This window comes from Microcystis sp. M090S1, assembly GCF_020246295.1.
Classification (GTDB): Bacteria; Cyanobacteriota; Cyanobacteriia; order Cyanobacteriales; family Microcystaceae; genus Microcystis; species Microcystis aeruginosa.
Window position 1 is genome coordinate 1 of record NZ_JADBTF010000404.1, and the last position, 16,330, is coordinate 16,330.

The window sequence follows — 16,330 nt, forward strand, 5'->3', positions numbered from 1 at the left end:
GTCAGTCTGTAGAGCGACCATAAGACCAGAACAGAGTAAATCTGTTAAGGCAGGTGCGGAACCCCGCAAGGGAAAGAAGCAGAAACCTAAATCGTGAGGTTTGGGAATCACCGTCCGTTTTACGGCGGCGAGGATGTCAAGCTATGCAGGTTGCCAACAATCGTCACGGGTCAGACGAATTTGGGCGATGGCAAAAATAGTCGGGATAATCCGGCCGTAATCGGTGGCGATCGCCTTCCAACCGAGGTCAGCAATAAACCAACCCCATAGAGCAGGTCCTACCAAACTTAACACGGTTCTGACCGCTCCGTAGCGGGCCGCCGCCGTAGTCATGCCCTGTTTAGCCGTTTGTAGGGCTAATTGATTAGCAATTGCCCCACCCTGGACTAGGGCAGTTTTTGCCCCTTGATAGCGGGCAAAATGAAGAGCGAACTGCCCGGCGATATGTTTGAGCAGAATCGGTTTCAGGATAGAATTAACGGCGATGACGCTACTGCCTTTGAGGACTATATCGAGGGGATTGTGTTGTAGGTGAACCGGTAAGGGTTGGGGAGTGCGGCAATCCGCGAGTGCTTTTTGAATTTGAATCGAGAGGGATTTTTGTTCCGATGGGGGGAGACGTTTCCAAGCTTTGTTAACGAGGTGAAGATAGATTTCCGCTTCAATTTCCGTTGTCGGCATTTTTTGGGAGTAGGGAACCTTGAGGAAATGACAGACACGAACTAGAATTTGACGATAACTAACTTTTTCCGTTTGACCTTTTAATACTGTCACACCATCGGCAGCCAAGTAACGAAAACGATCCTCGACGCTATCTAACCAACTATCCCAATCTTGACTTTGAACGGCGATTGCGTCCGGCGCTCGTAGATAATCGAGAGGGTTAAAACGACGGCAAAAGAGGATGTTAGTGATTTGCTGTAGTTCCTCCTCGGTGGCTAACTCCAAAGCTGTGCGTAGTTCGTCCAATGTGGTTTTTCCTCCTCAGCCCCAATAATCAAATCAGTTTCGCTAGTGCTGATTACTACTAATATTAACTCAAGGGTTCACAGGATTAGGAAGGCTAGTGACAAATTTTTCGATTAAGGTTGGGATCATTGGTGCGGGTTTAGCCGGGTTAACCTGCGCTCGTCAGTTGTGCGATCGAGGTTATACTGTTAAGCTATTTGATAAGTCTAGAGGCATTGGTGGTCGTTTAGCCACGCGACGGGTTAATCGAGCTAATCAAGAGATTGCTGTGGATCATGGCTTGCCTTTTTTGACTGTTCAGGGGGAAAAAACGGCGGCTTTAATTGATAATCTTCTGAGAGAGAATATAGTTACTTCTTGGTTTGATTCTAGCTATGTTGCTCCTTCTGGCATCAATAGCGTGGCGAAATTTTTAGCTCAAGGGTTAGAAATTGAACGAGATTTTCTGGTTACTCGTCTGGAAAATCGTCAAGGAAAATGGGTTTTAAACAATAACGGTCAAATTCGGGGGGAGTTTTCGGCGATTGTCCTGGCTATTCCCGCCCCGCAAGCGGCGTTATTATTAGAAAACTCTCATATAACTACTATGCCAGAATTGCGATCAATCGTTTACGATCCCTGTTTAACGGTAATGGCGGGTTATGGCGATTCTTTACCCGCAGTTGCTCCCTCCACCGATATCGCTTGGTTAGGACTTGATAGCAGTAAACGGCAATCATCCCCTGATTATGTCTTTGTTGTGCATAGTAGTGGAGATTTTGCGGTTAAATATCTCGATAGCGAGGATTTAGAAGCAGTTAAGCTAGATTTGCTCTCTCGTGCTTCTTTGCCTCTCCCCGATTGGTCTCAGCTGCACCGTTGGCGTTATGCTTTAGTCCGTCAGGGTTTAGCTGTACCCTGTTTAAGTGTTAATAGTCCTTTACCTCTAGTTGCCTGTGGTGATTGGTGTCAAGGGGGAGATTTATCGAGAAATTCTTCCCTAGAAACGGCCTTAACTTCTGGGATAGCGGCAGCTAATCAAGTTCAGCAGCTACTCTCTTAAGAATCTAGAGACAAGTTCAAATTCTTAGGTTAAGCTTAAGTTAACAAAAGGTTAAATAATATAATAATGTAGATATCCTATACTGGGGGGTCGGTAACAATGGAAAAATTCAATTCTAAAGATAACTTTCTCTACCCTAAAACCAGCTACAGGGGTTTATTCACGCCACAAAATTTAGTTTTTAACGCTAATTTGCAGGAATTCGCCCTGAGAGTCTCTTTTATCGCTGGTTTACACAGTGGGGGAAAGCTGACCTCCACGGAAGCTTACGAGAAAATTAACCAGCTTTGGCAAGAGTTGAATACCAGTCAAAAATTCCTACTAGCTAATCATTTTGAGGATCACGGAGATTGAGAGATGGGGGTTTTTCAGTGATCAGTAAACAGCATCTAGACTGCCACAGTAACAAAAGTGGGTCAAGTAGTTCTAGTCAAGTCAGAGCTTTCTGGCCATAGCTGGCTTTCATCTTCTAGATAAAAATGTTATCAAAAGACAACAAGAGGTAATTCGGCCGCTACAATATGATAGCGAGTTGTCAAGAGAACAGTAAAAGAACTGCCAATTGGATCTAGATGCCTCAATATACTACTAAACAAGCAACGGAAAACCCTGTTGTGTCCGACCAGTCCGCCAATAATCCCTTTTCACTATTTGGTCAATTTTGGGAAAGCCTAAAAATTGTCGCTCAACCCTATTGGTATCCAACGGAGTTAAATGGACGCGCCTTTGGAGATGTGATCATTTCTTGGGGGATGTCAGCTTTGATCCTTTTAAGTATCTTGGCAACGGTGGGGGTAGAAGCTTTTAGTAGCTACTGGAATCGTTATGTACTCGATATTATTATTGAAGATAGAGACCTTTCTAAATATCTCAATACGCTTTGGTTATCCAGTTTGTTGATTATAGGAACAACGGGGTTATTTGCTTTTTCTCAATTTATTCGTCGTCAAGTGGCATTGGATTGGTATAAGTGGTTAACGAAACAAACCGTCAAAAAATATCTCAATTATCGCGCTTATTATAACATCGATTTTACCTCAGCTTTAAAAAATCCCGATCAAAGATTATCTCAAGAAATTGAACCAATTACGACCATGACCCTGAGGTTTTTAATTACCTTCGTGGAAAAAGGGTTACAAATGATTACTTTTGCAATTATTCTTTGGACAATTTCTCGGCAAATTGCGGTTTATCTAATAATTTATACGATCGCAGGAAATTTAATAGCAATTTATCTAACTCAAGAATTAAACAAAATTAATCAATCTGAGCTTAATAATAAAGCTGATTATAGTTATGCTTTAACCCATGTGCGTAACCACGCCGAATCCATTGCTTTTTTTCAGGGAGAAGAGCAGGAAGAAAAAATCATTGAAGGCCGTTTTCAACGGGTTATTCAAAGCTCGGAAAAACTGATCAATTGGGAACGGTTTAATAATCTTTTTAATCGAGGTTATCAGTCAGCGATTAGTGTATTTTCAATGTTTATTTTGACCCCGATGTTTATTAAAAATGAAATCGATTATGGAGAAATTAGTCAAGCGAGTTTATGCTGTTTCCTTTTTTCTAATGCCTTGGGACAATTAATTACTGAATGGGGAACATCGGGTAAAGTTTCAAGTTATATTGAACGGTTAGCTACCTTGACAGATGCCTTAAAAGTTGCCAGTGAAGAGCCGAAAAACTTAAGTCGTATTACCACCCTGGAAGATAATCGTCTAGCTTTTGAAAATTTTACCCTACAAACTCCCGATTATGAAAAGGTAATTGTGGAGAATTTATCGGTTTCTGTCCCTTTGGGAGAAAGCCTACTGATTATTGGCCCCAGTGGTCGAGGAAAAAGTTCCTTGTTACGAGCAATCGCCGGTTTATGGAAAGCAGGTAGCGGCCGTTTAGTGCGTCCTCCTTTAGCTAAAATGTTATTTTTGCCCCAACGTCCTTATATTATCCTTGGCACTTTACGGCAGCAATTACTTTATCCCCATACCAATGATCAGGTGAGCGATGAAGAATTAGAAAACATCTTAAAAAAAGTCAACCTGCAACATTTATTAACTGACAAAAATACCTTAGATAAACAAGTCAATTGGGAACAGATTTTATCCCTCGGAGAACAACAAAGATTAGCTTTTGCTCGACTATTAATCACTAAACCCACTTTTACTATCTTAGATGAAGCAACTAGCGCTTTAGATTTGGCCAATGAAGCCAGCTTATATCAGCAATTACAGGAAAGTGAAACCACTTTTATTAGTGTTGGTCATCGGGAAAGTTTATTTAATTATCATCGATGGGTCTTAGAGTTAACAGAAAATTCCCATTGGCAGCTGTCAACTGTAGAAGATTATCAGCGCAAAAAAGTGAATAACCTAGTGATGATGTCAAAAAAATCAGAAAATTTTTCGGCGGTAAAAATAGAGACTTTGTCTGAGGTTAAAACTGAGCATGATGCGGAAATTGCAGGAGTTTCTGAAATAGCCGAAGGTTTGTCCCATCAACAAATGCAGTCTCTAACTGATTATTCTTTAAGTAACGTCCGGAGTCGTGCCAGTTTAGGTAAAATTATTACTGCCAAAGATGGTTTTAATTATCGTTACGATAAAGACCCAAAAACCTTAAAATGGGTGAGAATATAGCTAATGGGGTGACAAACAGATTGAAATTGAGACAGAGTATTCAGACTTTCCCCTCTCAGGAGAACTAGAGAATCAGGTTTTTGCTGGGTAAGTTGATTAACAAGCTACTAACTGATAACTGATAACTGATAACTGGTATAGGAGTTTTATCAAATGAAAGCACTGGAAAAACTGGTGACGGAACGATTATATTTAGTCCCCTTAAAGCTTGAACTTCTCAAGGCCGCAATTATAGGTATCGATGAATTGGCAACAATTTTGGGGGTAAAAGTTGCAGCTGACTGGGCCGAACAAGAGTTGATTCAAGCTTTCCCTGATATTGCGAATATTTTGCTGCAATTCCCCTTACAAAATGAATGGGGATGGGGGAGTTTAATTATTCATCAAGCAGAAAATACTCTTATTGGTCATGTGATGATCAAAATTATTCCTGATGTCACAGGTTTACCCACAGATGCTGTAGAAATTGGCTATCAAGTAGCGCCGTTATATCGACGACAAGGCTACGCATCCGAGGCGACAAAAGCAATGATGGACTGGACACTTTCTCAACCTGGTATGCAAACAGTGACCGCCGGCTGCGCTCCCGATAATATAGCTTCAAAGCGAGTTTTAGAAAAAATAGGCATGGATCTGATAGAAGCGCGAGAGAAAGTCTTGGTCTGGAAATTAAGTAGGGTTTGCTGAAAAAGTTTGTTGGTGGGGTTAGGAGCCGGTCGTCGGTCGTCAGTAGTCAGTGGTCAGGAGATAGGAGACGGGAGACAGGAGATTATTTTTATTTATTCTCCCCACACCCCACACCCCACACCCTACACCCTCTTTCAAGTCAGTAGTCGGGGGGGAAATCTGGAGTCAGAGCCTCGTCGATGCGATAAAATACTCTGGCTCTGTATTTGTTGGTTTATGAGTTGACGAGGACTTCAGCGATCGCCTGGGAGATGGGAAAATAAGGAGGATAAAGTTCTAGCCAGAAAAACTCACCAACGGGATTAATTTCTAAAAAGATATAACGTTCATCTGGTGTGACAATCATATCAATTGCACCATAATTGAGACCGAAATATTTCATTAATTCAAGTAGTTGCTTTTCAATAGTTTTCGGTAAATCGTAGGGTTGCCATTGTTGATGGAGCGCTCTTCCCTCTTTTCGCCAATCGTAGATAGCGCCGTCTAATTGTTGGGAATTAATCGCCGCCGTAAATATTTGTTCACCGACGATAGTGATGCGTAATTCCAAAGCTTTAGGAATGTTTTCCTGAAAAGTCATGGGACAAAATTGCAAACCTTCCAAATTATCTAGGTCTTCCTTTGTAACAGGACTGGTAAAAACAACCATTTCCTCTTGCTTGTCTCCATAAATAGCAAATTGAGAAAGCATTTTAGTCACAATTCCCGTCGCTTCAAACTCCTGAGCAAATTGCTTGACAGCTTCAGGATTATTAGAAGTTAAAGTCCCAGGAATTAATAAACCTAATTGTTGCGCTACTTGTAACTGCAATTGTTTATGATTGGCATGATCTACCTTAGCAATTGGATCAAGATGAAAACCAGATAAACTAGCAATCATTCCTCGAATACTTAACCGACATTCCTTAAGAGAAGCTTCGCGAAATTGACTATCCATCCCATCGGGTAATTTTAGTCCGTATCTCATGCGTCGATACCAGACAGAAGAAACTTCTTTTAGCTCTAATTTTTGTTCTCCATCGGTAATAATTCCGCCTTTTTTATCGCCTGAGTAAAGATCAACTTTCACCTCTGTAGGGAAGCGATCAGTATCAAAACGGAAGGCTTTTTTCCCCATCGTTTCTATGGCTTTGATTACCAGAGGAATACTTTCATTATCGTGGCTAAAAGTAACAATTAAAACGGTCATAGATTTCCTTGAAAACTTAGGATTAACAATTTTTTGAGCGCAAGCTTTGCCGATCAACCGAAGACTAAAAAATCAGCGATCGCATTAGAAATAGGTAAATCTAAATCCCGTTCTAACATTCCCCACTCACCACAGGGATTAACTTCTAAAAAAACGTATTCTCCCCCAGGAGTTAAGATAAAATCAAACGCCCCAAAATTCAACCCTAAATTAGCCATAAAAATCTGAAGTTGCTGCAATAGTGAATCGGGTAAAGTATGATGTTGCCAAGCACCAGGATCAATACCAGGTCTTCGCCAATCTACGGCTGAATTATTATACTGAGAAGATTCTAAAGCTCCCACAAATGTCTGTCCATTAACCACGACAACTCTCAATTCTAATTGTTTGGGAATTTCCGCTTGAAAAACCATGGGACAATAGCGTAAAGATTCCGCTTCCTCAAGGTCTTCTGCTTTCACCCTACTGGTATAAAGAAAAAATTCCGGCGACTCCATACTTCGGGCGATCGCAGTTAACAATTTACTCACCATTCTTCCCTGAACCTGGGAAAAAAACTCCCGGGCAGCATCAGGATTATTGGTCACTAAGGTAGGGGGAATAATTAAGCCAACTTCTGAGGCCAAACGAAGTTGTAATAACTTATTTTTAGCCCTCTCAATTTGCGCTAAATTATCTAACCAACGCGCTGACCTTAAACTATCCCAAAAACCGGACAAAGTCGTCTGGGATTCTCGCACACAAACCTCCCGAAACTGAGGATCTAAATCTCCTGTTAGTTCAGGTTGCCAAATACGTCTTGTCCAAACAGATTGCACCTGTTCACTATCAATAGATTGATGGTTATAGGTTAATTGATAAAAACTTTTTTTACCATTAAATTGGGCTGCTAATTGAACCTCTAAGGGAAATTTATCGGTATCTAAGCGAAAAGGTGTGGCTCCTTTTTTTTCTATCGCCTCAGCCACGCGGTCAATCGTGAAAAAATCGCCGCTATGGGTCAACAATAAAACAACTTTAGGCGATTCTTTCATATCAGTTGCAAGTCCTTACATTTTAACCCATCTTAAGGCTTTTGGGTCGGTCTTTATTGATCCTAATCTCAAGAAAATGCTGCAAAAAGTCTTGCTTTTGCTTGACTTATTGCAGTATTGGTTTTTTTCTTGAGTAATTACCAAAGTTACTTTACAGCACTTCTCAGGATCTCAACGTGCAGTTTTTTTGGCTGCAAGCCTTGCTTAGTGGCTCCTTTAGCTTTTTGTCTGTACGGTGTAATCAAGAAAAGTGCTGTAATTACTCAAGTGATCTGAGTTTAATACTCTTCCCAGTCAGAAGGGTATTTAAAGGTGCCCCCGTAGGTAGGCTCAGGGGAAGGAGACTTGATGGAAGATTCCTCTTTGCTTACGGACAAGAAACGAGCAAAGAAAGGAAGTGCTTTACCTTGTTGATCGTTGGGATATGCCATAGTTATTCCTCTGGTAATTTCAAGTGAATAGGTTTAATCACTCAGACAAAACTAACAACCTGTACTAACCCTTGAAAGCTTTGCTGTGCATGGCTTTCAGAATTGGGATTGTGCAGATAATTTGCCTTTGTTTGGGTGATGGAAAAGATTGTAAGCACTAATCTGGCCAATGTCAAGCACTTAAGAAAAATTTAAGAAAAATTTCCGCTAAATCATACTAAATCCTTTGATTATCGGCTATTTATGAGGACAGGCACTTATGCAAAAGGCACTCACGCAAAAGGCAACTGGATAAAAATAAATAGATTAGTAGATTGGATGATTTAAATTGTAGTCCTTCGATTCGAGAGTTTTATGCAGAAGTGTTGAATCCGGCAATAAAACTTCACAAAACCAGTATTTTACAGTGCTAAATTAGATTCGCTATTGGGAATGGAGTCAATAATCAGTCCTTTTTGGTATCATCAGAGCGAATACATAACTTGGTCATGATCTTCAATATCTTAACATTCAACACTTCTGAGTTTTGTGGTGAAAGAAAGTTTTTTAATGTCGGTTATTGGCTCCCCCGTACCCAAGATCAACAGGAGGCATCTTGTACTCAGTAATCAGTGATCAGTAAACAGTAATCAGTGATCGGTGAAAAGACAGTAGAAACTATCATTATAGACCTAGTTGCCACACAGAAACCACAAGAGCCATACTCTGTCACTTAAAACTCAAATCTGATAACTGATAGCTGCACGACTACTTAGTACAAACGCTTACGGGGGCGATAATTAGCCACGGATTCCACTAAACCCAAGGCGATAAAATTGGTTAATAAAGATGAACGTCCATAACTTAACCAAGGTAGAGGAATCCCTGTAATCGGGGCTAATCCCACGGTCATGCTAATATTAAGAATTGCCTGAAAAGCGATCATCGAGAGAACACCGATCGCTATTAAAGAACCAAAGTTTTCTTTAGCAGTATTAGCAATGACTAACAAACGCCAACAAACTAACCAGAAAGCTATTAAAACTAGAATACTGCCAACAAAACCGAGTTCTTCCCCGACTACGGAGAAGATAAAATCGGTGTGTTGTTCGGGAATAAAATTTAATTGGGTTTGGGTGCCTTGGTGTAATCCCCGTCCCAATAATTCTCCGGATCCGATGGCAATGCGGGATTGAATTAATTGATAACCTCCCCCCAAAGGATTCTTTTCTGGGTGAAGAAATAGGGTTAAACGATCTTTTTGATATTCTTTTAATAAACCCCAAAAAACCTCGCCTAATTTACCCACTGCCAGATTAGTTGCCACCACGATGAAGGTGGATAAAAAACGGTAGGGAAGGGTAAACCAAGCAAGTACACCGATGATAATTGCTAAAACAATCCAAGCAGGAAAAAGTAAATTAAACAGAAAAACCGATGCGAGGGGAGATAAGAGGATAATCATCCAAGGCAGTTTCGCATTAGCCCAGTAAATCATGCCTAGGGTAATTGCACCAAAGACTAATCCCGTCCCCAGGTCCGGCTGCGCCATAATTAACACCCAGGGGATGGCAGTGACGGCAAAGACACGAGCGATCGCAAAAAGATTATCGGCGGGACGATGATGTAGGAGGGCTGCCAGGGTGATAATTAAACCTACCTTGGCAAATTCCGACGGTTGCACGTTAAAACTGCCGATATTAATCCAACTCTGCGCCCCATTCGCCGTCACCCCTAGGACAATTACCGCAATTAGGGAGAGATTAGTGAGAAGATAGGTTAACCAGTGCCATTTCAACAGACTTTCGTAACGACAACGGGCCAGAAATAAAGCTATCGCCACTCCCACGCACCCGAATAACCAGTGTTGCCACCAATCGAGAGCAGTGGTATGTCTTTCGGCACTACGAATCATTAAACCACCGAAAACGGTTAAACCCGTCACCAAAACGAACAAAAGCCAATCAATTTGAGCTATATCCCGGAAAATGAAGCTAAACCGCTCACCAAAACCCCTTAGTTTCCTACTAATAAGGGACTGTCTTCTCACCATTTCTCTCCCCAAATTTATTAACTATAGGCTGCCACGGATACTTTCGCCGCCACCTGACGAGCGATCGCTATCAGGGCTTTAGCTGAGGCCGATTCCGGTTGCCCCAAAACCACTGGTACACCAGTATCACCGCCCTCCCGGAGGGATATCTCCAGAGGCACACATCCCAGTAAAGGAATGCCCAATTCTTGCGAGGTTTTTTCCCCACCACCGGACCCAAATAGATCATAGGAGCGATCGGGCTGATCGGGAGGGATAAAATAACTCATATTTTCCACGATACCCAAAACCCGCGCCCCTAGCTGTTGGAACATTTTTAAACCCCGACGCGCATCAATTAAAGAAACCGTCTGGGGAGTGGTGACAATCACCGCACCCGCTAGGGGGACCGATTGAATTAAAGTCAATTGTGCATCCCCGGTACCGGGAGGCATATCGACGATTAAATAGTCTAAATCGCCCCAATTGACTTGATAGAGAAACTGACGGATAATGCCGTTTAACATCGGACCGCGCCAGATGACCGGTTGATCGGGGTTGATCAAAAAGCCCATGGAAACCATTTTGATGCCATGGTTAAAAGCGGGTTCCAATATCTCGCCATTTGCGCCCTGTACGGTCACTTGTGCGTCATTTAAGCCCAACATTGTTGGGGCGTTGGGGCCGTAGATGTCCGCGTCTAATAGCCCCACTTTTGCCCCTAAATGAGCCAAGGCGACGGCGATATTGACAGCCACGGTACTTTTTCCCACACCGCCCTTACCACTGGAAACGGCGATAATATTTTTAACCCCCTCCACACCTTGGCGATCGGGTAAAGCTTTTTGTTGCGGGGTTTCGGCAGTTACTGCCACGGCGACACTTTCCACCCCGGGCAGCTGTTTAACGGCTTTTTGGCAGTCTTCAACGATAAATTCGCGCAAAGGACAGGCAGGAGTGGTCAAAACTAGGGTAAAGCTAACTTTTCCGCCATCGATCGCCACATTGCGGATCATGTTCAATTCCACTAGGCTTTTTTGCAGTTCTGGATCTTGAACGGGACGTAATACTTCTAAAATCGATGCGGTATCAAGGGGCATGGTTTCAGTGTCTCTAGTCAAGTATTGTTCTTATGGTTATTTATCTTAACCTTGTGGGGGTTGGGTGTTGGATGGTGTTGGGGTTTTAGGGTTTTAGGGTTTTAGGGTGTTAGGGTTTTAGTTGAAATTCCCCCATTCCCCCATTCCCCCATTCCCCCATTTCCCCATTCCCTATCCCCCTATATCTCTAGATCTCTAGATTACGGTAATAGGATCGCCGACTTTAATTGTACCTGTCTTTTCGGGGATGACATTTTCTCCGAACATGATGCCCCCGGGGAAACTGCGAAAAGTGCTTAAGGTTTTTAAAGGTTCTTGCTGGGGATTTCTCCTACCTGTTTCTTGATCGGTGGTGGTGATAATACAGCGACTACAGGGTTTAACTAGGGCATAATTTATCTCTCCAATTGTGATCTTTTGCCAACTACTTTCGCTAAAAGCTCGATCGCTACTAATAACAATATTAGGCCGAAAACGATTCATCGGCACCGGTGCAACTAAACGCCGATTTAAGTCCTCTAAAGAAGCAGTATTAGTTAATAAAATTGGATAACCATCGGCAAAGCTGACGGGAGTATGATCGTTCCCCGCATAGCGAGGATTCGCAGGACGTGGATAATCGGGAGATTGTCGCACTAAACGACAAGGAATGTCGAGAATTTTCTCGAACCATTCAGCGATTTCATCCCCTTGATCTATGGCTATGGTTTGAGATTCCCAGATTTGAACCGCTCTTTTTTCTCCTGTGAAATTAGGCTGGAAAGTTAGGGAATCTTGAGATGTTTGCAGAGAAAATTTATCTCCTGTAATCGTGACAGAAACGGTGGCTAATTGCGGATATTCCCTTTGAGTGATAAATTTACCCTTGCCATCCACTAACATCATTTCCCGATCCCAGAGTAACCCTTTAGGAGTCACTTCAGCTTGGGATAATTGAATACCTCGACAGGATTTAATCGGGTAGATATAGAGATCAGTAACCTGCATTTTCTTTCAGTAGTTCTACATATTTTTTGGCCACATCTTTCCAAGTCCAGAGATTAATTTTATTGGGGATATCTTCGGGTAACAAGCGAGGAATTGGATTGAGGATAAATTGTTCCAAACAGTTGGCTAAACTGTCCGCATCTCCCCTAGGATAGAATTGCACTCTTTCGGGACAATTATATAATTCTACCTGTTCTTGAAACACTTCTAAATCCGAGGCGATAACGGGAATACCTTGTAAAATGGCTTCCGCTATTGCTAATCCAAAACCTTCGTATTTTGAGGGAAATACCACACAGGAACAGGTTTGATAATAAAATTGCAAGGTTTCATAGTCTTGATAACCTAATCCCTTGATATGACTCTCGAAAATTTCTTGATTTTCCCGATAAAGTCGGGTACATTCGGCGAGATAATCTTGGTATTCTTGAGTTTTGGATTGTTGAGATAATTGCAGATTTCCACTAACTAGATTATCGGTTTCCTTCCCAATCAAAACAACCTTGAAGTTTAAGCCTTTTTTGGCTAGTTGTATAGTTGCTTTGAGCAAAGTCAGATGATCTTTGTAGATACCAAAGGAGGAGGGAAAATAAAAAGTAACTAGCTCACTTTTGACTAAATCAATCTTGGGATTAGACTGCTCGATAAATCCTGCTAAGGGTACAGCTTTTAATTTACTAGCATAGGTAGCATTGGGAAAAACTTTTAAAACATCGTCTTTAGTTTTTTGGGAAATTGTGAAGAGTAGATCGGCCCGATCTAACCATTCTTTTAACGCTTCATTGTAGGGTTCTTGATAGGATTCTGAGTAAGTTAAGGGAGCAAATTGCCAAAAGACATCATAAATAATGCCACTTAAAGTAACCTTGACATTGGGGGGAGAAATCCGATTAGTCATCCCATACAAACAGTGATCAGCTTGGTAACGCTTGATAATCTGATTAATTCTTGCTTCGATGCGTAAAAGTTCAATTCTACGAGAGAAAAGACGATGAATAGAATTCAGTCTTAGGGTTTTGTAAAAATTCGCTAGAAGACCATAAAAATAGATTAATTTTGTCTCAAAACTCTGGGGGTAAAAAGCAAAGTCCTCATAGATAAGTTTATCGGAATCAGGCATTAAAGACTTAAAATATTCAATGTCATTACGAGGAATAACGATAATAATTTTTTCGACGTATTCTAATAAGCTAGGTATTAAAGAGATAATGACTCTTTCTACTCCTCCTTTGCGATAAAACACGATCGGGATGACAATTTTCATAGATTTCCTTGTCGATAGCTGGCAATAAAAAGATTGATTTTTGACTTGAACCCATTATATGATAGGCTCGAATTGTTCTACTGAGTTGAGAAATCGAGTTAAATTCGAGAAACTATAGCGGTAAGCGCTTGAGTGAGATACAGACCAAGCTTTGCCTAGCATGGTTTATAGCTCGTGACACTGTACCTCATACGACTGCACACCGCTATAAGACTCTATCACCCATCGCCCCTATTTTTCCTCGATCTTGGAGAAAAAGAGTGTCACAAGCTACTCCATCCCTACAATCTAATCTCAAACAATGGCTACGGGCCAGCGCACCTTCCCTATTTCAAATTAAACAGCGTTTGAGCGCCCGTCGTTGGCCGAAAAAATCGATCGTTATTTACACAGAAAAATATCGTCCCATGCTTCCGGCGGAAATTTGGCAACGGGGGGCCAGTGGTACCCAGGCATCGGTGGCTTTTTTAGCGCAGGAATGGACGAAATGCGGCTATAAAGTGACAATTTTTGGCAATTGTGAGGGTATGGAAGGGGAACAGGACGGGATTCGCTATGTTAATTATTACCAGATGAATTGGCAGGATCACTTTGAGACATTGGTGATCTCTCGTCATCCCACCTATTGCCGTCCGGGTACCAAAGCAGAACGAATTTTTTTTGATTGGCAAGATATTAAAGTGCCGGCAGCCTCCTATACCCCCGAAATTTTGGCTAGATATGACAAAATTTTCTGTAAAAGCCAATATCAACGGGATTTACTGGATTTCTGTGCCGATAATCAATGTCCGATTGTTCCTAATGGTATCGATACTTCCCTTTTGGCTATAAGTGAGACGGTGCCGGAAAGTGAGTATCTTCCCTATCGTCTAGTCTATGCCTCTCGTTATTATCGCGGCCTAGAGTCGATGTTAAAGCATGGCTGGCCGATTATCAAGGCGGCAATTCCCGCAGCTGAGTTACACCTCTACTATGGTTTTACTCAACGGGATGGCATTGGCGATCGCAGGGAATGGTGCGATAATTTAATCGCTTTGATTAAAGCTAGTGCGGGGGTAGTTGATCGGGGAATGATGGGTTATCGTCAACTAATCGAGGAAAAAGCTCGCTCTGCTATTCATTACTACGGTTGCACCTATCGTGAGATCGATTGTATTTCTGTGCGCGAGTCGGCAGTGGTGGGTTGTCTGCCGGTGGTGACGGATTTTGCTGTTTTTCGAGAAAAAGACTACTGTGTGAAAGTGCCGGGGGAAGTAACCGATCCGGCTACTCAGGAAGCTATAGCCTGGAAAATCGTCGAATTACTGAAAAATCCCCAGCTTTTAGCCCAAGAGCGCGAAAGATGTCGTCAAATTGCCCTAACTGACACTTGGGAGCGATCGGCTGCCGCTTGGTTAGATGTGATTGAAAAGGAGTCTCCCATTCAGTAGATTGTTTACTTAGGGTATGCTGAAAAAGTAGGGGCGAAGCATTCGGATAGAAAATCTACGGTTTCAGCGATAGGTTATTGCCCGAATGCTTCGCCCCTACAGATATTATTTGAAGACCTACCAGGACGCCAGCCGCTCAAGATGCAAGGTTTTTGAGCCACTAGCTTGAAAATCTTGCAGCTGCTTCGCCAAACATTCCCTCAAACCCCTTACCTCGTCTATATTTCACATTTATTCAGCCAACCCTACTCAGACTATAAAAGTAACCTTTTCGCTTATAAGTGCCTAAATTAGGGATTTTAAGAGGAAGTAAGCCCTTGAAATCTCACTTGTGCGGGATATCTATGAGCATTTCTTCTAAAACCCTGGCTACCCTTAGGATTAACTCTTCGCGATCGGGTGCGGCGATGATTTGTAAACCTAACGGTAGCCGGGATGGGCGTTTAATCGGCAACGAAAGGGCAGGTAAACCGATAAAAGAAAAAGGTTGGGTGAATCTGCCTAAATTGGGTCTAATTAATAGCTCTTGCCCGTCAATAATCATTTTTTCTACTCCTAACGGCGGCGCAATACAGGGAATCGTCGGGGTGAGGATAATATCGACTTCGGTGAAAATCTCTCGCAGACGATCGCGATACCAACGGCGAAAACGTTGAGCCTGTAAATACCAGCTAGAGGGAATTAATGCCCCTGCCAAGAAGCGATCCCGGGTTGCGGGGTCAAAATCCTCTAATCTGGTCTGTAAACGCGGTAAATGCCAATTTGCGCCCTCGGAAGCGGTAATTATATAGGCGGCTGCCCTGGCGCGGGCGGTTTCGGGAATGGTGATTTTTTTGGTAACTCCTAAACGTTCGGCGATCGCTGTCACCGACTCGATTACTTCTGGTTCGGCTCCCTGCTGAAAATAATCGTCGGCAAGGGCTATTTTTACGCCCTCTAAGCCATTTAAAGGGGCTTTAAGGTTATTTTTGGCAAAAAGACTCCAAATAGCCGCCATATCCGCCACATTGCCGCTAAAAAATCCCAGATGATCCAAACTACTAACGAACAAAAATAGCCCCTGACGGGATACGCGCCCAAAGGTGGGTTTTAGCCCCACCACGCCACAGCAAGCGGCGGGAACCCTCACGGAACCATTAGTATCGGAACCGAGGGCGAGAGGCACTAAATTAGCGGCAACGGCAGCGGCGGAACCGCCGGAGGATTTCCCCGAGACGCTACTAGGATCGAGGGGGTTGGGAGTGGCTCCATAATGGGCATTTTCGGTGACAAAACCGTAGGCGTACTCATCCATATTGGTCGCCCCCACCAAAACTGCCCCAGCCGCTTCTAGGATTTGAATAGCGATCGCATCTTGTCCGGCGGCAGGGTGATCTCGATTGATTTTGGAACCAGCAAGGGTGACAATACCTGGACTTCCCCCATACATAAATACTAGAAAATTAACAAAACCCTTACTGCAGGTCGCTTCTCAGAAAAAATTGAAAAGAGGCTACTGGGTACATTTTTCACTTGAAAATGGCTGTACCGTTGACTGTATCTGGAGTAGA

General features: G+C 42.6%; 13 protein-coding genes and 1 pseudogene. 5 read left to right on the top strand and 9 right to left on the bottom strand.

The window, feature by feature from the left end:
- Nucleotides 1–141: 141 nt before the first annotated feature.
- Nucleotides 142–969, bottom strand: a complete 828-nt coding sequence (locus tag IM477_RS17870) for a YaaW family protein (RefSeq protein ID WP_287732887.1) — start codon at nt 967–969, stop codon at nt 142–144.
- A gap of 97 nt (nt 970–1,066) precedes the next feature.
- Here IM477_RS17870 and IM477_RS17875 point away from each other — a divergent pair, with 97 nt between their 5' ends.
- From IM477_RS17875 to IM477_RS17890, 4 genes are all read left to right on the top strand, one after another.
- The gene (locus IM477_RS17875) at nt 1,067–2,011 is read left to right on the top strand and encodes an NAD(P)/FAD-dependent oxidoreductase (protein WP_287732889.1); all 945 of its coding nucleotides are present in this window, start codon (nt 1,067–1,069) and stop codon (nt 2,009–2,011) included.
- A 99-nt stretch (nt 2,012–2,110) separates the two neighbouring features.
- Nucleotides 2,111–2,365 (top strand): DUF7219 family protein, encoded by a 255-nt coding sequence (locus IM477_RS17880; protein WP_002740468.1) that lies wholly within the window; start codon nt 2,111–2,113, stop codon nt 2,363–2,365.
- A gap of 218 nt (nt 2,366–2,583) precedes the next feature.
- On the top strand, nt 2,584–4,647 hold the full coding sequence (locus IM477_RS17885) for an ABC transporter ATP-binding protein/permease (protein ID WP_287732891.1): 2,064 nt from the start codon (nt 2,584–2,586) through the stop codon (nt 4,645–4,647).
- Between the two features lie 153 nt (nt 4,648–4,800).
- A complete protein-coding gene (locus IM477_RS17890) occupies nt 4,801–5,334 on the top strand; it encodes a GNAT family N-acetyltransferase (protein WP_147073053.1) in 534 nt (177 codons plus the stop codon).
- Nucleotides 5,335–5,548: 214 nt separating this feature from the next.
- Here IM477_RS17890 and IM477_RS17895 read toward each other — a convergent pair whose 3' ends face one another.
- The 7 genes from IM477_RS17895 to IM477_RS17925 form a co-directional block, all read right to left on the bottom strand.
- Nucleotides 5,549–6,523, bottom strand: coding sequence for an MvdD family ATP-grasp ribosomal peptide maturase (locus tag IM477_RS17895; protein WP_190722167.1), 975 nt, complete (start codon nt 6,521–6,523; stop codon nt 5,549–5,551).
- A gap of 53 nt (nt 6,524–6,576) precedes the next feature.
- A complete protein-coding gene (locus IM477_RS17900; protein WP_193960280.1) occupies nt 6,577–7,557 on the bottom strand; it encodes an MvdC family ATP-grasp ribosomal peptide maturase in 981 nt (326 codons plus the stop codon).
- Between the two features lie 278 nt (nt 7,558–7,835).
- Entirely contained in the window at nt 7,836–7,988 is a 153-nt protein-coding gene (locus IM477_RS17905; RefSeq protein WP_110578310.1) for a microviridin/marinostatin family tricyclic proteinase inhibitor, read from the bottom strand.
- A gap of 751 nt (nt 7,989–8,739) precedes the next feature.
- Complete coding sequence (rodA, locus tag IM477_RS17910) at nt 8,740–10,020, bottom strand: rod shape-determining protein RodA (protein WP_287732895.1); 1,281 nt, start codon at nt 10,018–10,020, stop codon at nt 8,740–8,742.
- Between the two features lie 17 nt (nt 10,021–10,037).
- Nucleotides 10,038–11,099 carry an Mrp/NBP35 family ATP-binding protein gene (locus IM477_RS17915; protein ID WP_061430267.1) on the bottom strand — a complete coding sequence of 354 codons (1,062 nt, stop codon included), beginning with the start codon at nt 11,097–11,099 and terminating at the stop codon, nt 10,038–10,040.
- Nucleotides 11,100–11,294: 195 nt separating this feature from the next.
- Nucleotides 11,295–12,086, bottom strand: a complete 792-nt coding sequence (locus tag IM477_RS17920; protein ID WP_287732896.1) for an MOSC domain-containing protein — start codon at nt 12,084–12,086, stop codon at nt 11,295–11,297.
- A complete protein-coding gene (locus IM477_RS17925) occupies nt 12,073–13,350 on the bottom strand; it encodes a glycosyltransferase (protein ID WP_287732898.1) in 1,278 nt (425 codons plus the stop codon). Before IM477_RS17925 ends, IM477_RS17920 begins: the two co-directional genes overlap by 14 nt.
- 260 nt (nt 13,351–13,610) lie before the next feature.
- On the opposite strand from IM477_RS17925, the gene IM477_RS17930 reads away from it, so the two are divergent.
- Nucleotides 13,611–14,780, top strand: a complete 1,170-nt coding sequence (locus tag IM477_RS17930) for a glycosyltransferase family protein (protein WP_287732899.1) — start codon at nt 13,611–13,613, stop codon at nt 14,778–14,780.
- A gap of 325 nt (nt 14,781–15,105) precedes the next feature.
- Here IM477_RS17930 and IM477_RS17935 read toward each other — a convergent pair.
- Nucleotides 15,106–16,191, bottom strand: a pseudogene (locus IM477_RS17935) (AtzE family amidohydrolase); the annotation flags it as partial.
- Nucleotides 16,192–16,330: the final 139 nt, after the last annotated feature.

Coding starts and splice junctions, on each gene's coding strand:
- IM477_RS17895 (WP_190722167.1), bottom strand. CDS start 6,523: ATGACCGTTTTAATTGTTACTTTTAGCCACGATAATGAAAGTATTCCT.
- rodA (WP_287732895.1), bottom strand. CDS start 10,020: ATGGTGAGAAGACAGTCCCTTATTAGTAGGAAACTAAGGGGTTTTGGT.
- IM477_RS17890 (WP_147073053.1), top strand. CDS start 4,801: ATGAAAGCACTGGAAAAACTGGTGACGGAACGATTATATTTAGTCCCC.
- IM477_RS17925 (WP_287732898.1), bottom strand. CDS start 13,350: ATGAAAATTGTCATCCCGATCGTGTTTTATCGCAAAGGAGGAGTAGAA.
- IM477_RS17900 (WP_193960280.1), bottom strand. CDS start 7,557: ATGAAAGAATCGCCTAAAGTTGTTTTATTGTTGACCCATAGCGGCGAT.
- IM477_RS17920 (WP_287732896.1), bottom strand. CDS start 12,086: ATGCAGGTTACTGATCTCTATATCTACCCGATTAAATCCTGTCGAGGT.
- IM477_RS17905 (WP_110578310.1), bottom strand. CDS start 7,988: ATGGCATATCCCAACGATCAACAAGGTAAAGCACTTCCTTTCTTTGCT.
- IM477_RS17885 (WP_287732891.1), top strand. CDS start 2,584: ATGCCTCAATATACTACTAAACAAGCAACGGAAAACCCTGTTGTGTCC.
- IM477_RS17880 (WP_002740468.1), top strand. CDS start 2,111: ATGGAAAAATTCAATTCTAAAGATAACTTTCTCTACCCTAAAACCAGC.
- IM477_RS17915 (WP_061430267.1), bottom strand. CDS start 11,099: ATGCCCCTTGATACCGCATCGATTTTAGAAGTATTACGTCCCGTTCAA.